Below are 16,381 nucleotides of genomic sequence, written 5' to 3'. Positions count from 1 at the left end.
GGGCGGGGGAGGAGGCCAGGCTGATGGGGGTGCGACCAGGAGGTCTCTTGGCGAGCGCGCTCTTCCCAGCGATTGGCGAGATCCGCTTGGGCAAGAGTCCCTTACGCCCAAGGCCGCCCGAGAAGAACCCGCTGGTGCGCTTCGCGACAGCGCCGACGGGGCTGCCGCGCGAGCCGCGGTGACCGCCTGCGGACGCGATCTTCTTCTTGTACGCGGCTGTCTTGATCTTCTTGGCGAGCTTGCTCTTGAGGAGCAGGCCGTCCGGGTCGGTGAAGGTGAGCGGGCTGTTGTTCGCGTACGCGTAGCCGTTCATCTGCTGGGGGTCGGCGTAGTCGATGACCGGGTCCACGCTGATGAACCTGCCGAGCGCTGGATCGTACTCCCGCGCCCCGAGCCGGGTCAGCCCGATCGAGGTGTCGGTGACACCGCCGACGAACCCCTTCTCGCCGGGCCAGGTGCCCGCGGGTTCGCCGCGCGGCTGGCCGAACGGCTTGAGGAGGCGCTGTGTGACCTCTTGGGTGGCGGCGTCGATGGCGATCTCACCCGTGCCGTTGTGGTCGGCCCCCAGGAAGTGCACCCCGCTGGGCCGGCGCACCGCGATGGTGGCCGAGTCGTGTGCGTAGTACCTGGTGGCCTCGGCGGAGCCGTTCGTGGTGTCCAGTCGCAGCTCCATGCCGGGCAGGTAGAGGGTGGTGGCGCCGGGCTCGCGGCGGATCAGCCGTTCGCCGTCGGCGTCGTAGACGAAGGAGGTGACCGCCGTGCCCTCGGCGACCTTGGTCAGCAGGCCCTCGGCGTCCCATTCGAGCACCTGTCCGGGGCGGCCGGTCATGTTTCCGGCGGGGTCGTAGGCGTAGGTGTCCGTGCGGTCTGCTTGGGTGACCGACGTGACGCCGTGCGGGTGGGGCCGGCCGGCGGCCGGGTAGGCGTAGGCGCGGACGGTGTCGGCGGCGCCGCCGACGGCGTGCTCGACTTCCTTCGTGCGGTTGCCGGTCAGGTCGTACTCGAACGACTGCCAGTACGGCGCGACCCCGCCCAGCACGGCTGTGCTTGGGGCGTCCGCGCAGGTCTGCGCCTGCTGTGACCACGCCTCGGTCAGGCGGCGCAGGTAGTCGTAGGTGAAGCACTGCGTGTCCGAGGTGCCGTCGGAGATCCGCATGATGTTGCCCGCGGCGTCGTAGGAGTAGGCCGCGTTGCGGTCGGCGTGATCGATGTCCTCGCGGTCCACCCTGGACGACTGGAGCCGCCGCGTGCCGTATTCGTAGGTGTAGGTGAGCCAGGACTTCTTGCCGCCGGTGGACAGTTCGTATTGCTCCGGTTTGCCGGTGAGGCTGTACGTGGAGCGGGTCACGTACGAGGTGAGGTTGGAGCCGGTCGTGGTGGGGCGGCGTAGTGCGTCGTAGGAGTACACGACCGTCTCGGCGGGCAGTCCGCCGGTGGCGGGGAAGCCGGTGGACTGGAGCGTGCCGTCGAGCTTGTAGCGAGTGTCGAACACGTACGCGCCCGCCAGGCCCGTCTCCGTCGCCGGGATGGTGACCGTACTGCGGATCGCGCGGTTCAGCGTGTCGTACGCGTTGACGGCCATCGTGTACGACTGGCCGTTCACGATGCGGGTGGAGCCGGACGGGAGGCCCTTGCGGACCGTGTCATAGGTCCAGGACGAGATGATGGGGCCGGTCACCGAGCCGGCGCGGGTCACGGTCTTGCGGCCGAGGCCGTCGTAGGCGTTGACGATCGTCTCGTCTCGGGAGTCTGTCACGGACACGACCCGGTCGAGGTCGTCGTAGCTGCGCTTGGTCGTGCCGCGGTCGGGGTCGTCGTTCTGGATCTCGCGGCCGCGCAGGTCGTAGCGGTGGGTCCAGATGTTGCCCGCCGGATCCGTGACCATCGCCTGCTCGCCGCGCGGCGTGTAGGCGTAGGTGGTCCTGTCGTAGGCGCCGGTCGGCGCGTCGCCGCGGTACTGGCGCCGCTCCACGACCTGGTCGCGGGCGTCGGTCAGCGTGGTGACCGGCGTGTCCCCGTTCGGCGGGTCCACGCTCACCCGGCCACCGGTATAGGAGGTGACCGTGCGCCACCGCTCGCCGCCGTCGCCCGGGCCGGCCAGGAACCGTTCCACAGTATTACGGCCGCGTCCGTCGTACTCGTACGCCTTGCGTGACTCGACGTTGCCGTCATAGGGGCCGAACAGCGTCGCCGACGGGGCGCCGGTGGAGTAGTAGACGTCGTACTCGCCGGCCAGGTTGCCGCGCGCGTCGTAGAGCCGGTCCGCGATCAGCCGTCCGCCGCCGGGACCGGGCTCCTGGGTCTGGCGTGGCCGCAGGAAACCGTCATAGAGCTGGTACGACGGCACGCTCTGGCCGCCTTCGGCGGTCAGCCGCCTGGTCCCGACGGCCACCATCCTGCCCTCGGCCGTCTGATAGCTGTACTCCAGGTTGGGGTTCTGCCCGGTGTCGCCCGACCGGTCCGGCAGCCACACCTTGGCCAGCCGTCCGAGCGCGTCGTAGGCCAGCATGGTGCGCAGCCCGCCCGCGTCGGTCTGCGTCGTGGGTAGGCCGAACGCCGGATCGAGCTGGTTCACGGTGACGTGCGAGGTGGCCGCGTCGCCCGCCTTGGCCGGTGGGCTGGTGACCGTGACCTGGGTGTTGAGCCCGGCGGTGTCGGTGTAGGCGGTGGTGGTCACGTTGCCGAGAGCGTCCTTGGACGTGAGCTCGCGGCCGTAGGAATCGTAGGTGGACACCTCCTTGGCCAGGTAGGTGGCGTTGGCGCCGTCATGTGCGGCGATTTCCTCTGCCCTGGTCTGGAGCCCTTTGGAGGGCTCCGCCCCGAACGCCCCGTTGTCGTAGAAGGAACGGTTGTCCTCGATGACGTGCTTGCTCCTGTCGGGGGTCGTCGCGCAGCTCACCGCGACGGTCTCCTCCCGGGAGGCGAAGTCGAGCAGCCAGGCGGCTCTGTTCTGCGCGTAGCTCGTCCTGACACATCTGTCGTCGGCGGTGGTGGACACGTCGCCCTTGTCATCGACCTGGGTGGGCAGGCCCGCCGTGGTGTCGTAGGTCGTGGCCGTCTCCGTCTGCCGCCAGGAGCCGCCGTCCATCAGCTCCCACGTACGGCTTTTGCCGACCCCGGTGAGGTCGGCGCTCACCGGGCCCCAGCTTCTGGACCTGCCGGCGGTCTGGTGATGCCACGGGGTGTTGACGGTCTTCACCTCTGCCGTCCCGCCGGGCCGGTCGTACTCGATCTCCTTCAGCAGGAACCCGCGCAGCGAGTCGTGGTCGACGTGGCTGCCGCCCTCGCCGTCGGAGACGCTCACCGCTTTGGTCCCGCCTGAGGCGTTCAGCCGGTCACCGTCCATGCCGCGCAGGTAGAGGCGGTCGGTCTGGGAACGCGGGTCGTTCCAGCCGCCGGTTCTCACACGTACGTGCCCGTAGCCTCGCCATTGCGACCAGGTCTTGTCCTTCTCCCTGGTCAGGCCGTCGTCGTCGTCGAAGTGCCAGGCCGCGCCGCCGAGGTACTCGTAGTCGGTGAGCATGTCGGGCGCGCCGCCGGTCCTGTCCAGGCGTACGACCCTGCTGACCACATACTTGTGGAACCAGTCGGTGATCGGGTCCTCGTAGCCCGGAGGTTCCCATCTGACCGGGAAACATCTACGGGTGTTCGTCTCCGGCGCGGGCAGGCTGTCCAGCGTGCAGTCGGCGCCGGAATAGGTCACGTCGATCTGGCCGCCGGACTCGTCGTAGATCGCGCCCACACGGTATTTCACGAACGGCGCGATGTCGTCGCCCGTCCTGTCCAGACGGTTGGGGAGTTGCACGTGGTTGAACGTCACCGACGGCAGCGTCACGGCCGGCGTGGCGGCCTGGCCCGTGTGCTTGATCTCCTTGACCAGGAGCGCCTGGTCGATGTCGGCGTCGCCCCAACTGTGGCCGATGGTCCACGAGTCCACGTCGCGGTAGCCGCCGTCGGTCTTCAGCACCTGGGTGGAGATCTCGGTGAGCCGCTTGCGCGACCAGAAGCTGGGGGCCACCGTGCCGTGGGTGTCCTTGCACTCGGTCCCGGCCGCGCAGTTGAGGTCGTACGGGACGTCGGGCCACCTGGTCGGGTTGGCGCCGATCTTGCTTTCCGCGCAGTCGAAGTCGCTGGTCGGCAAGCATCGCTCGGAGACGCCGAAGAGCACTCTGGCCGGGGCTTTCGCGGTGAACAGGGTGTCGGAGCGGTGACCGTACTCGATCCTGTCCAGCCAGCCGCCCCTCACGTATGGTGTGCCGTCGGCCGGCTTGAGGTTGCGGCCGTATCGGTTGGATTCCTGCGTGTAGAAGTAGGAGACGGCGTTGCCGAGCGGGTCCACGACGTAGTCCAGGTTCCACTGGTACGCCTGCTGGCACCAGGAGACGGCGAACGTGCTGCCGTGGCACGGCTCGCCCGCGTCATCGCCGAATACCGGGCCGGTCCAGGCGGAACCGGTCTCCGGCTTGCCACTCGTCCAGCCCGGGAGCCGGTTGAGGCCGAAGAAGAACTGCGTGCCGTCGGTGGCGGTCACCTTCCAGTACTCGCCGTCGTCGTCGCCGTTGGCTCTGCCCGTGTCCTTCAGCCTCTCGACTCTGGTGCCGTCGTCGTCCTTGATCCTCCAGGTGCCGTCAGCCGCCTGGATCAGCTCGCCGGCCTTGCCGTTCCAGCTGATGGTGGCGTTGTCGTAGGCCCAGCAGCGGTCGCCGGGGGAGTTGCCCCATTCGTCCTTGGGGCCACCGTCGTCGGAGCACGGCTTGTAGCCACGCTGGATGTGACCCGGCCAGAGCTCGAACCCCTCACCGACCCAGGACGGCTGGTTGTTCGTACTGGAGGTGCGGCCGTCGATCGAGCCCGAAGAGTACGAGATCTCCACCTCCGGGGTCAGGGAGCCGGGGACGGGCGGGACGCGGATCGGGTAAGACCAGGAGAAGTCACCGGACTGCTCGGAGACGTCCCAGGTGGCCGACGCCGCGAGACGGCTCGCCGAGTAGTCGCCGTGGTCCCCCGCTACCCCGGCCACCGCCGCGAGCACGGTCGTGCTGCCTGTGCCCGCGCCGGTCCGGGTGCTCGCCGCAGGCCGGATCCTGGCCGTGAGTGTCCTGCTCTCCGTGTGGTTGCGGGCAGCCAGCGGCGTGCCGGTGCGGCAGGCAGGCACGTCCGGGGTGGTCAGGGCGCAGGAGGGCAGGCGCACGAGGCGTAACCTGCTGCCGAACGAACCTCCGTAGGCAGCGGCCAGGCGGGAGTAGTCAAGCTCGACGTCGGTCTGCGCGGCGGAGCTCACGCTGAACAGCAGGCCCCGGACGCGTGAGCCTCGCTGTTCGATCGTCGTGACCTTCGCGCCACCCGACGCCCTCAGCTCGGCGGCCCCCGGAGCCGGCCAGGTCACCGCCTCCGGCGTCGGGTCGGGCTCTCGTGGCCTGGTGGCCAGTGCCCTGCCCTTGACGATCCGTTCGGCGCTGTTGACCTCGGGCGGTTTCCCCGGCTCTGCCTGCGCGTGCGCCGGCGTCGCCACCAGCGCCCCGGCCGCGACGATCAGAGCCGTGAGCATGACCAGCGGGTTCGTCAACCCCTTCATGGCTTCCTTCCGGACAGCAACGGTTGCTCCCGCTCGATGGACGGCGGATGCGTGGGTGGTGGGCGCCGCCGGCCATGGTGACGGCGCCCATGGGGACGGGCGGGGCTGGTCAGGTATCGGTGTCGAGTTCGGCGCCGCCGGCCAACTGCTGGATCTGCTCCTGCGTGGCGATCCCCTGGAAGGCCCACACGTCGTCGATGACCCCCGGCCAGTACTCGCCCCAGACCCCGCCGCTCTTGGCCCGGCCCAACTGGAGCCCCTTGGTCGCGTCGAAGCCGCGCACGTCGAACCGCCAGGACACGTGCTCCTCGGTCTGCTCCGGCTCCCCGTTGACGTAGAGCCGCATCTCGTCCTGGAAGGCGTCGTACACCAGCGCCACGTGGTCCCAGGAGAACCCGGACTGGAAGGCCGAGTGCCCGGCAGTCGGCCGGGCGGCGCCCGCGGCGTCCGCGTCGGGCATCTCGATCTGGTACGAGCCCGCGTTCGCGGGATCGGCGTCGTCCGGACGGTAGCGCAGCACGAACCCGCTGTTCACGGCCCCCTCCTGGCTGAGGACGGCCGTGGCCCGGTCGGGGCGGCCGGCGGTGGTCACCCAGCCGGCGACGGTGAAGCTCTCGTCGGTGTGCACCACCGGGACCGAGGTCGCCGCGTAGTCGCCGGAGCCGTCGAGCACCAGGCCGCCCGGCGGGTTGCCGACCCAGCCGGCTCCCTGGTCGATGAAGGCGTTGCCGTACAGGGTGATGTGCCGCCCGAGCGGCGTGTCGTCGGCCGCGACGGTCAGGGGCGAGCCGCCGGCCAGCCGCGCGATCTCCGAGTCCGGGACGACCTGGTTGAAGATCCGGACGTCGTCGATGTCGCCCGTGAAGAACTGGCCCGCCGAGCCGTACCAGCCCGCTCCGATCATCGACGGTCCCGTCGCGTTCCACGGTGTGGTGAACGCGGTGGTGGAGTTGAGCTTGCCGTTCACGTACAGCTTGATCTGTTTGGCCGCGGCGTCGTAGACACCGGTCAGGTGGGTCCACACGCCGGTCTGCGGGACGGCGGTGGACTGGGCGCGGATCGCCGCCGCCGAGGCGGTGTCACCGTTGTACCGATTGAAGATCCACCGATCGTACGACGCCGAATAGTAGAGCTCGAAGCCGCTGCGCTGCCCGGCCCCGGCCTGCGTGGCGATCACGGAGGCATGGGTCGGCTTGGTCGCGGGCAGCTTCGCCCAGGCCGTCACCGTGAAGCTCTTCGTGGTGTCCAGTACCGGCTCCGTGGTCCGCAGGTGTCCGTCCACCCCGTCGAGGCGGGCGGACGTGCCGACCTTCCCCGCGCCGCCGAACGCGACGCCACCGGACTTGCCCGCCGGGTACCGACCCAAGGCATCCTCCGCCCGCGTGGCGCCCGCGGCCTCGTCAAGCGTCCAGTGGACCGTGGCCTGGCGGACGGCGGAGGCCGCGTCGTTCAGTTTCCACCGGCCCTTGACCACCGGATGCCGGGTGAACAGCTCACTGGCCTCCTCCTCGGTGACGATGCGGTCGAAGGCCCTGACGTCGTCGATCTCTCCGGAGAAGAACGAGCGGGGCAGCGCGTCATAGGCGCCGGCGCCGATCTGCAGCACGCCGGTCGCGTTCCACGGCGTCGTGAACGGCGTGGCCTGCTGGAGCCTGCCGTTGACGTAGAGCTTGATCTCCTTGGCCACCGCGTCGTACACGCCGACCAGGTGCGCCCACTCGCCGCCCTGCGGCGACGCCGTGCCCGTGGCCCTGGTGATCGTGGCGTCGGCGGTGTTCGAGCTGAACCGGTTGAAGATCCACCGATCGTACGACGCCGAATAGTACAGTTCGAAGGCTGGGCGGACGGCGCCGATCTGGGTGGTGACCACGCCGGCCCTGGCCTGCTTGCCCTCGGGTAGGCGGGCCCATGCCGAGACCGAGAAGCTCTTGGTGGTGTCGAGGACGGGCCCCGCGGTGCTCGCGTACCCGGTCGCACCGTTGACCTGCATCGCGGTGCCGGCGACACCGTCCAGGCCGAGTGTCACGTCGCCGTGCGCCGCGGCTGGGAAGGCGCCGGTGGCTTCCGCGAGCTGGGTGGCGCCCTCCGGATCGTCGAGCGCCCACTCGGCCCTGGCCGGTGAGCCCGCCTTCACCTTGAAGAGGTAGCCGCGGATCGCGCTGTAGTTGTTCGCGGCGTCGAACGCCTGCACGCCGATGGAGTTGGGCCCGGAGTGGGCGGGGGCGATGTCCAGAGTCACCGGGCCGCCCGGGGTGGCCGGCCTGCGCTCGATCAGCTTGCCGTCGACCTCGAAGACGTACCTCGTGACATCGTTGGCGGCGGAGTCGGCGGTGAAGCGGCCGTACCTGCCGACGCCGTCGTACCACGGGTCGGGCTCCTCGCCGATGGACTCGGGGTAGTCGGCCGACGTCACGACCGGGGCCGCGGGGACGCTCGCGTCGTAGGTGAAGTAGCAGGCGGTCGCGCTGCCCGCGAAGCTCCACGGGCTGTACTGGTAGCCGTCATAGGTGCGGACCGCCCAGGACAGGGTCTTCCTCTGCGGGATGGTGGACGGCATTTTCACCTTGAAGACCGATCCCGTGGTCAGCGGGCCGATTCTCGCGGACTCCCATTTCACCTCGCCGTCCCAGACGGCCCTGAACTCCGCGTAGACCTTCTTCGCGTCCCCCGAGTCGGCGTCGTAAAGGACGGCCTTGAGCTCAGGCGGGACGTTCACCGCCGGCGGATTGTCGTGCACGCACCGGCCGCCCGGGTTCATGGACAGGTTCGACATCTTGGGCTGCGGCGGCGGGGTGTTGTAGTTGACCGTCAGGTAGGCGTCGTCGGCGAAGCGCTTCCACGCGTAGCGGTCACCCTCGTTCGACGCCTTGAGCCCGAACGTCGTCGTGGACCAGCCGCCCGCGGCCGCCGCCTTGACCGCAGCGAGCGCGTCGAACTCCACGTCGCCCGCCTCGCAGGCAGCCCCCCAGCCCTTGGCCACGTCCCTGGAGTCGAGGTGGTCCAGCCAGTTGTCGGCGGTGGAGTTCCAGGTGGAGTTCTCGGTGAAGCCCTTGGTCCGCCAGAGCTGCACCGTCCTGCTCTCGCAGGAGTACGACCACGTCTCGCGGGCGGTGAAGGTGGCCGAGACGATGTACTTTCCGGCGTACGCGCTGGTCGGCATGCGGTAGAACAGGCGCTTGACATCCGAGGGCACGCAGGCGCTGTCACCCTCACACAACCCCATGCCCGCCGTCGAAGCGCCGCCGAACTTGTAGTACGAGTCGCCGGGATGCGCCCGCGACACATACGTCCAGGCCGAGGCCTTGACCGTCTTCCACACCGGGTCGATGTAGACGGGGAACGAGGTGCCCGGGTCGTTGAGCAGGCTCATGTCGGGAGTCAGGGTGAGGCCGCCGTCCTCGACCGCCGTATGCATCTCGGCCACCTTCGAGAGCGGCGAGGGGCCCTTGACCAGGTTGTTCCCCTGGTCCGTCCCTGAGTCCCACATGATCGCGCCAGGCGCCTCGAAGACCGGACCGCCTGCCGCGCGATCGGTCGCGGTGAGACGCCCGTCGCCTTGCTTGCCCACGGACAGGCCGTCGGCGCGAAGGCCGAACGTCAGCTTCGCCAGCGCGGGGTTCGCCGCCGCCACCTGATCCTTGACCACGAGCGTGTGCGCGAATCCGTCCACGTCAGCCCGGACGATCAGGTCGATCCCCGGCATCACCTCGGCGTACACGGCGGTTTCCGCGCGCAGCTCGGGCTCGGGCAGGCGGCCAGGCCAGGTCAGCGCCAGCGCGCGACCCGCGTATGACAGTCGGGCCAACGGCGTGTCCGCACCGCCGCCGGACACCGACAGGCCCACCGCCGTCGCCCGCGGCCCGATGGAGCCATCGGGGCGCCTGGCCATGGTGGGATCTGGCGTCACCCATCCGCCGTCCTGCCTGACCCGGACCGGGCGCAGGTGCTCCACCGCGGTGAAGGTGCCGTCGGGGTTGGCGAAAACCTCCCGGCTCTCGCTCCTCCTGGACAAGACCTCGACCCTGATGCCCGACTGGCGAGCCCTCGCAGTGGCCGCCTCCTCGGTCGGGGCCACCTGGTCCTGCGGTGCCGCCGCCGTCGCGGCGGCCTCGACGGCGACCAACATACCGGTCGACAGCACGAATGCCGCGGATAACGCGGTCAGCCTTCGTAACACGAAATTCAGCCTCACGTTCGCCAGAAGTCAATCGGCCGGACTGTCGGATGGAGTGTAGGCACGGCAAAGATCGGCGGGCAATATCAAAAGTCATTCAGCGAGAATTCAGCGCTGTTTCAGAGTGAGCCATTAGAATGTTTCGCCCCTCGTGCTTCGAGCGCGCAACAGCGAACGCGACCGATGAGAATCAAGGCAGGATGGCGTCCCGGATTTCACAGAATGACAACATCGCGAAGGTATACACCTTCTTCCGACTGCTGGAAGAGAAAAACGTCGACGCGTGGATCGAGCTGTGGGCGGCACCGGAGCCGGCTCGGCATGAGGGGTCTTCGGCGGTCCGCATCAGGATCCGGTACGCCGAGATCCACCCGGGCAAGCAGGATGCGTTTGACGCACTTCCTCGGGTCGCCCGGCCATTGAGACGTAGGCCGGAGTTCTTTGCCTTGCCACGCATGGAAGGTCAGAAAAACTCCGGGTGGTGGCGAAAAGTCGATGCCACGAACCAGCTCCTTCTCTCCGGGGGAAAGCCAATTCTCGACCGGTAGCGCCAGCGGGTCGGCGAGAGCGTGAAGCCCGCTCCGGTAGACCGGCTGACTCTCCTCGGGAATGCAAATCATCAACATAGCCATCGCGGTCGAGGCTCACCGTGGCGTACCACCGGAAAGCCCGGACATGAGGCCGGGCACGGCGTGGCAGGCGGGGCCGGTGTCATCGACGATCGCTAGGTCCAGGCACCTGCCCAAGGGGCTTCGACACCGTGGTCGTGGATGCGCCGCCATCGCTCGGTCTTGCCGACAGGGTCGAACTCCGGGGGAGCGAGGCGAGGGCGTGCCGGACCATGGAGACGGCGGCAACTGAGCTCATCCGGCGCCGTGGCGGGGCTTGGGCGGGTGCATGGTGCCGAGCGTGCGCAGGAAGGTTTTGCCGTTCGGCCGGTCGGCGGGCAGCCAGCCGGCTGTGGTGACGATGCCCGCGGCTCGCAGGTCAGCACGGATGCGGCGGGCCAGTGCCCGCGCTCGTGCGTGCCCGCCGGGCCCGCGCGGGATGGAGAAGTGGCCGAAGGTGAACGTGTCAGGTGTGGGCTGGTGCAGCAGGATCTCCACGACCGCGTCCTCGACCGTGCTCGTGGTGGTTGCCGGTTGATCCTCATGGGCCGGTAGTGGCATGACCACCATCGTCTGGTCGGGCTCGGGTTCGGCGATGGCCACGTTCACCTGTCCGTCCGGGGTGGTGGTGGCGTGGTAGCGGATGCGGTTGTCGGAGCATGGTGCCCAGCCCACGTGCCGGCGTTGGCACAGCGGATCCCAGTGGTAGCCGTAGTGGACCAGCGAGAGGGCCAGGTCGGTCTGGGCAGCGGCCCATACGTCGTCGAAGAGGAACCACTGCTCGAAGTCGCCGAACCCGGTGCCGATCGAGAGTTGCGCGGCATGCTCGCCGACGGTGACCACATGGCGCTCGGCCTGCGCCGGGGAAGAGGACTCGATCACCCGCAGGGCGTCTTCGTGGGATTCGATGTGTACGAACCCGCTGTCCTGCGCCTGCGGCGAGGAGTAGCCGGGCCACCGTGTGCAGCGCTGCAGCGCGGGGCCGATGCCGTTCTCGCCAGGCGCGACCAGCGCGCGCAGCACTCGCAGTTCCAGCGGCCAGTCGGCGGCGGGTGCGGCGATCTCGCGCAGTGCGGCGCCGAGGTGCGGGATGCGGACACCGGGCAGGACGTAGGGAGGGTCCCAACCGACACTGTAGTGCACGGACCGGCAGGTGAGCAGGAGGGCGTAGCTCGTGCCAGGCCCGGAGGGCGGTTGCGACGTCAGGCGCACCGGCGGGACCGGGCAGACAAAACCGGTGCCGGCACCGCTGGGACGTGACACCGGGCCTGGCGGCGGGGTGTGCGGTAACGGGCCCTGGTGCAGCGGATAGGACCAGCGTTGCGGTCTGGCCGCCGCGGCGTCGTCGTCGAGGAGGTAGTACGCCACCTCGTAGGTCAGGCCGTTGGCCAGGACGCGCAGGCTCTGCTCGTCGGCGTTGCACTGCTCGGTGTCCGGTAGCCGGGTGTGCGCCAGCGTGCGCACCTCCCGCATACTCTGCGGGGGCGGCCCGCCGCCGAGGAACAGGTGGGCGAGCCCGTAGACGCTGGCGCCGAGTTCGTCGGTGAGCAGACTGTGGGCGGTGGCGGACGCACGCTCCTCCTCGAGGCCGGAGATCGCCGCCATGACGTCGGCCCACATTCTGCGCACCCAGAGCAGCACGGTGGGTTCGGGCAGGTGCCGTACGTGCTTGCCGAGGACGCCCTGGTCCCACGACCGGTAGATCAGGTACATCACATCCACCTTGTCGAGATCGCCGTCTGCGGCACGATGCTACCGACGCCGGTCGCCGCGCCGTGCAGCCTTCCTGCAAGGCGATCACCGCTGATGGTCCATCCCCACTGATGTGGGTGGCGTTGGCTGCCCATCTGAGGGTTGAGGGCGATTTCCGTCTCGTGTTCATCGGTACGATCTCGCTCGTGGCAAGGCGGGTCACAGCCGGATCAGGTCGGCGACCTCCTCCGGCAGGCCGGGTGTAGTCATGACATGGCACATTCCGGGCACGACGTGGAGTACTGCGCCTGGAATCGCGGCAGCCAGGGCCTCGCCGTGACCGAGTGGACAGACCGGGTCCTGGTCGCCGTGCACGATCGAGGTGGGCGCGGTGATCGACGACGGTGGGGCGAGCACGTCAGGGACCCTCCTGAGGGTCCTTGCAAGATCAGCCGCTCCTTCCTCCGCAGAGAGCGGCCTCATTCGGGACGGGGCGCCCCCGTGCAAGGCGGAGAAGCTCAGGGCTTCGGCGGGGTGATCAGGTCGGTTCGCAGGATGCTGTAGATCACGTGGTCGCGCCACTGACCCGCGCGCCAGGTGAGACCGCGGATCGTGCCTTCCCGAAGGAAGCCGGCCTTCTCCAGGGTCCGTTGCTCGGCCAGGTTCGTCGTCTCGGTGCGGGCCTGAACCCGGTTGCACGTCGTGTGCTCGAACAGGTAGCGCGCCAGCAGTTGGTGGGCCTGCGTGCCGTACCCCTGGCTGCGGAACGCGGGGGCGACGGCAATCCCCAGGTCGTAGCAGAACGAGAGGGGGACCCGGGTGGTGACCTGCCTGACCCAGGAGACGAAGCCGACCCGGTCCTTCTCGGCGTGGATGAGCAGCATGCCGAGGTCCTCGCCAAGCAGCCCGCTCTCCTCCCAGCGGCGGTGAAATCGCTCCGGGTCGTACCAGCCGAACCACATGAAGGGGTTGTCCACTTCGTCACCATTGCCCAGCTCACTCACGAACGGGAGATCACCCCTTCGCACCGGCAGCAGGGAACACGTGGGCTTCATCGGCTCGCATGACCTTTCGTCCTGGGCCCGTGGACGCATGTTCAGACTCTGCGTCACAGGAGCTGGCTATGCCAGGGCACTGGCCGGACATCTGCCGGACACTTGGACGAGCGAGAGGAATCTGGAAGCCAGGCAAGGCGGCGGCACGTCCTTCGCGAACTCCGCCCACTGCGTGGTCGTCACCGCCCTGGAGCCCATGCCCGCCACCTGAGCGATCTCCCTGAGTGTCGCGTCGGGGTGCTCCGCGATCACCTCACCGTACCTCGCTGCGCGGCGGCGGCCACTCCGCCGACTTCCGCGGCCAAGCGCGCATGAGAGCAAGCTCTCGAGCATGCTCTACGACGTCACGGCCAGCCGGACCGAGTGTATCTTCGACGACACCATCACCTCGCTCACCGAGGACGCCAACGGCGTCGCCGTCTCCTTCGAGAAGAGCCCCACCCGCCGCTTCGACCTGGTCGTCGGCGCGGACGGCCTGCACTCGACCGTGCGCAGGCCGGCCTTCCGCCCCGAGGAGCGCTTCGTCACCGACCTGGGCGAGGGCGTGGTGCTGGAGGCGGCGTTCTGGGATGCCGGGACGGCACGGCTGTTGAAGGGCCGCACCCGCGGTCCGGTGTTGATCACCCACCGTCGTCCGGGCCCGGGCAAGGTCGTCGCGCCGCGCGATGTCTGCCCCGACACCGGATGCGCCCGCCTGTCGTACGGGCAGGCCCGCGCGCTGCTGGATGCTCACACCGCGCTCGGCGGGCCGAGCACCGGCTGGGATCTGCACGAGTTCCGCCATTCGGCCCTCACCCACCTGGGCGAGGCGGGCGCGAGCCTGCTGATGCTGATGGCCGAGTCCCTGCGTAAGAAGACCGAGAACGTGCGCCGCTGCTTCCACCCCTCGGCCGGAGCGATCGCCGAGCTCACCGGCTTGCTGGGGCCCGGCTGATCGCCTCCTGCCGGGATGAGGAGGTAGGGCCGGGTCTTGATCGCGCAGGAACTCCTCAGCCTGGTCGAAGGCCGCTGGGGCTCACCGAGAGCGCGATGAACCGTCGTCTTCGGGGGCCGCACCGAGCATGCGCAGCACGCTGGTGCGAAGCGCGTGTTCGGCTTCCTGGCTGGACATCCGGCCGGCTTGCTGTTCCTCGCTTGCGCTGTGGGCAAGCTTCACGGTGGCGGCGACCAGCCAGCCGAGCGGGAGCTGGTCGTCGAACTCTCCGGTCTGCCGGCCGCGCTCGATCACCTGTCCGATCCGGTCGGCGATAGGCGAATGCCGGTCGTGGTCGGCTTGCGGACTGACCGGCAGTGTGCTGATTTTCTGCAGCAGTGCGGGGTAGCGGTGAGCTGTCTGATTGCTGGCGTCGAGCAGGCGCAGCAGGGCGTCGGTGGCCGGTCCGGCCTGGGGTTCGGTGGCGTCGATGGCGGCGGCAACCTCCTCGGTGATCCGGTCGGCGACCGCTAGCAGCAACTGCTCTCGTGAGGGGAAGTGGGCGTAGACGGTCTGGCGGGTCACGCCGGCGGTCGCGGCGATCGTTTCCATCCCGGCGTCGGGCTGGGCGTCGAGGATCTGGACGGCGGCGTCCAGGATGGCGGCCCTGCTGCGGCGGGCATCGGCGCGACGGTTGCGGACCGGGGACGAGAACATTTCTTACACCTTGTCAAAGTTGTCGATCTCGGCATATCTTACAGCGCGTAAGAAATCGTACGCCCAGTCAACGGGAGAGCCATGCGCACACTTGCCGGCACCGACCCGAAGCAGTTCATCGCCGACTTCTTCATGTCCTTCCACGAGGAGCTGATGCAGAGCGACGAGGATCCGGCGCTGATCTTCGACCGGTACCACGCCCCGGACATCGTCCAGGTCGCCGACGGACACCGGATGGACCGCGACAAGCTCATCGCGCACACCCGCCCGATACGTAAGACCCGGCCCAGCAACCGGACAGAGGTGCATGAGGCCATCGCAAACGGTGACCGGATCGCCGCCCGCTACACCCTGCACGTTCAGCGGCGTGGCAAGTACCTCGCGATCGAGGTCTGCTTCTTCGGGCGATTCGCCGCCGACGGGCGGATGCGCGAAGCGCACATGCTCACCCGGACCATCCCAGCCGCCGACCCGGACCAGGCGGCGCCCGCCGCATCCGACGGAAGGGACGCATCCGCATGACCGAGAGCAGCTACACCGTCATCGGCATGACCTGCGGACACTGCGCCGCCTTCGTCACCGAGGAGATCGAACGCATCGCCGGCGTCACCGCAGTCTCGGTGGACGTCGATACCGGCAGGGTCTCGGTGACCAGCGACGAGGGCCTCGATACCGAGGACGTGCGCGCCGCCGTCGAAGAGGCCGGCTACGAACTCACCCACGCGAACGGGTAGCAGTCTTCAACCCATGGATCGAACACGATCGCGGACTCGCAAGCAGGCTCTCCTCCGCAAGCAAAGATGGTAGGGCTTTACCCAGCCTGTGGGGATTCCGGCCAGTAAGGGACCGCCTGCTGAGCGGCGGCCGCGATGGCCGCGCCGTCGAGTTCGACGATGCTCAGCTCGATCCCGCCGACAGGCCACTCCACAGCGAGTTCGAACCTCTCCTCGGGCGGTGAAGGCCAAAGCCATAGCCCCCAGGTCGTGACGCCTGCGTCCTCGTCACCGCTTCGTATGGACATGCCCGGGAGCAGCAGGGACAACTGCGGGCCCCGGGGCGGATCCTGCGGGAGTTGTGTTCTGTCCAAACGTTGTCCGACGGTGGTGGCCTTGGTGCCGTCGGCGAAGCGTACACCGAAGCGCAGCAGTTGGTCCGGTAATGGTTGATCGGCCCTCACCCCGGTGACCATGTGGGGGAACACGGCTAGCTGGAGGGCCTGGAAGTCGTCGGGGGACAGAGTTCGTCGTCTGGTAACGGTGTCCACGTTGATCAGGCAGCCGGTACTGAATGCCTGGATCGTCGGCACAGTAATGGCGACATTCGGGGTGCGGGCCAGTACCAGTCCGCTGACCATCACTGCGCCCATCTCCTCCGCCGGTGGAGCAGACCAGGACGGCCATCCAGATTTGGGTGGGCGAGCCGCTTCTTCCCGAGCTGGCGGGGGTTCGAAGAACATATCTTCACCGTACGGAAATCCTGCGGACTGCGTGATGTGCGGATCATGGATAGCTGTCCATGCCTGGAGAAAGGATTGTGAAGCCGCTGCCGCCGCCAGGAGATCATGTCACTCCGTGGCGATGACTTCGTTGACGGCGGTACGGGAGTGGTTCATGAGGGGTTCTCGAACGGGGGTTGAGGCGCGGCGAA

The 16,381-nt window shown here is 68.7% G+C and carries 11 protein-coding genes; 3 read left to right on the top strand and 8 right to left on the bottom strand.

The features are described from left to right. The 6 genes from FAF44_RS41715 to FAF44_RS41690 all read right to left on the bottom strand — a co-directional run. The coding region (locus tag FAF44_RS41715; RefSeq protein WP_237108926.1) for an RHS repeat domain-containing protein at nt 1-5,575 on the bottom strand (5,575 nt) is incomplete at its 3' end. Nucleotides 5,576-5,684: 109 nt separating this feature from the next. Beyond that, nucleotides 5,685-9,716 (bottom strand): LamG-like jellyroll fold domain-containing protein, encoded by a 4,032-nt coding sequence (locus tag FAF44_RS41710; RefSeq protein WP_237108925.1) that lies wholly within the window; start codon nt 9,714-9,716, stop codon nt 5,685-5,687. Between the two features lie 248 nt (nt 9,717-9,964). Further along, the gene (locus FAF44_RS41705; RefSeq protein ID WP_237108924.1) at nt 9,965-10,381 is read right to left on the bottom strand and encodes a hypothetical protein; all 417 of its coding nucleotides are present in this window, start codon (nt 10,379-10,381) and stop codon (nt 9,965-9,967) included. A 231-nt stretch (nt 10,382-10,612) separates the two neighbouring features. Then, nucleotides 10,613-12,070, bottom strand: coding sequence for a hypothetical protein (locus FAF44_RS41700; protein WP_237108923.1), 1,458 nt, complete (start codon nt 12,068-12,070; stop codon nt 10,613-10,615). A 198-nt stretch (nt 12,071-12,268) separates the two neighbouring features. Continuing rightward, the gene (locus FAF44_RS41695; RefSeq protein ID WP_237108922.1) at nt 12,269-12,466 is read right to left on the bottom strand and encodes an alpha/beta fold hydrolase; all 198 of its coding nucleotides are present in this window, start codon (nt 12,464-12,466) and stop codon (nt 12,269-12,271) included. A 101-nt stretch (nt 12,467-12,567) separates the two neighbouring features. After that, nucleotides 12,568-13,104, bottom strand: coding sequence for a GNAT family N-acetyltransferase (locus tag FAF44_RS41690; protein WP_272895737.1), 537 nt, complete (start codon nt 13,102-13,104; stop codon nt 12,568-12,570). A gap of 331 nt (nt 13,105-13,435) precedes the next feature. Between FAF44_RS41690 and FAF44_RS41685 the strand changes: the two genes are divergently transcribed. Continuing rightward, entirely contained in the window at nt 13,436-14,038 is a 603-nt protein-coding gene (locus tag FAF44_RS41685) for a hypothetical protein (protein WP_237108920.1), read from the top strand. A gap of 81 nt (nt 14,039-14,119) precedes the next feature. Here FAF44_RS41685 and FAF44_RS41680 read toward each other — a convergent pair whose 3' ends face one another. Further along, the gene (locus FAF44_RS41680) at nt 14,120-14,734 is read right to left on the bottom strand and encodes a TetR/AcrR family transcriptional regulator (RefSeq protein ID WP_237108919.1); all 615 of its coding nucleotides are present in this window, start codon (nt 14,732-14,734) and stop codon (nt 14,120-14,122) included. An 81-nt stretch (nt 14,735-14,815) separates the two neighbouring features. Between FAF44_RS41680 and FAF44_RS41675 the strand changes: the two genes are divergently transcribed. Continuing rightward, nucleotides 14,816-15,256: a nuclear transport factor 2 family protein gene (locus tag FAF44_RS41675; RefSeq protein ID WP_237108918.1), complete on the top strand. Its 441-nt coding sequence runs from the start codon at nt 14,816-14,818 to the stop codon at nt 15,254-15,256. Then, nucleotides 15,253-15,468 (top strand): heavy-metal-associated domain-containing protein, encoded by a 216-nt coding sequence (locus FAF44_RS41670; RefSeq protein ID WP_237108917.1) that lies wholly within the window; start codon nt 15,253-15,255, stop codon nt 15,466-15,468. Before FAF44_RS41675 ends, FAF44_RS41670 begins: the two co-directional genes overlap by 4 nt. Nucleotides 15,469-15,545: 77 nt before the next feature. Here FAF44_RS41670 and FAF44_RS41665 read toward each other — a convergent pair whose 3' ends face one another. Then, nucleotides 15,546-16,088 (bottom strand): hypothetical protein, encoded by a 543-nt coding sequence (locus FAF44_RS41665; RefSeq protein WP_237108916.1) that lies wholly within the window; start codon nt 16,086-16,088, stop codon nt 15,546-15,548. Between the last annotated feature and the right edge of the window lie 293 nt (nt 16,089-16,381).

The organism is Nonomuraea sp. MG754425, from assembly GCF_021699195.1.
Lineage (GTDB): Bacteria > Actinomycetota > Actinomycetes > Streptosporangiales > Streptosporangiaceae > Nonomuraea.
The sequence above is the reverse complement of the archived record's forward strand: the minus strand, read 5'-3'. Positions and strand labels throughout refer to the sequence as shown.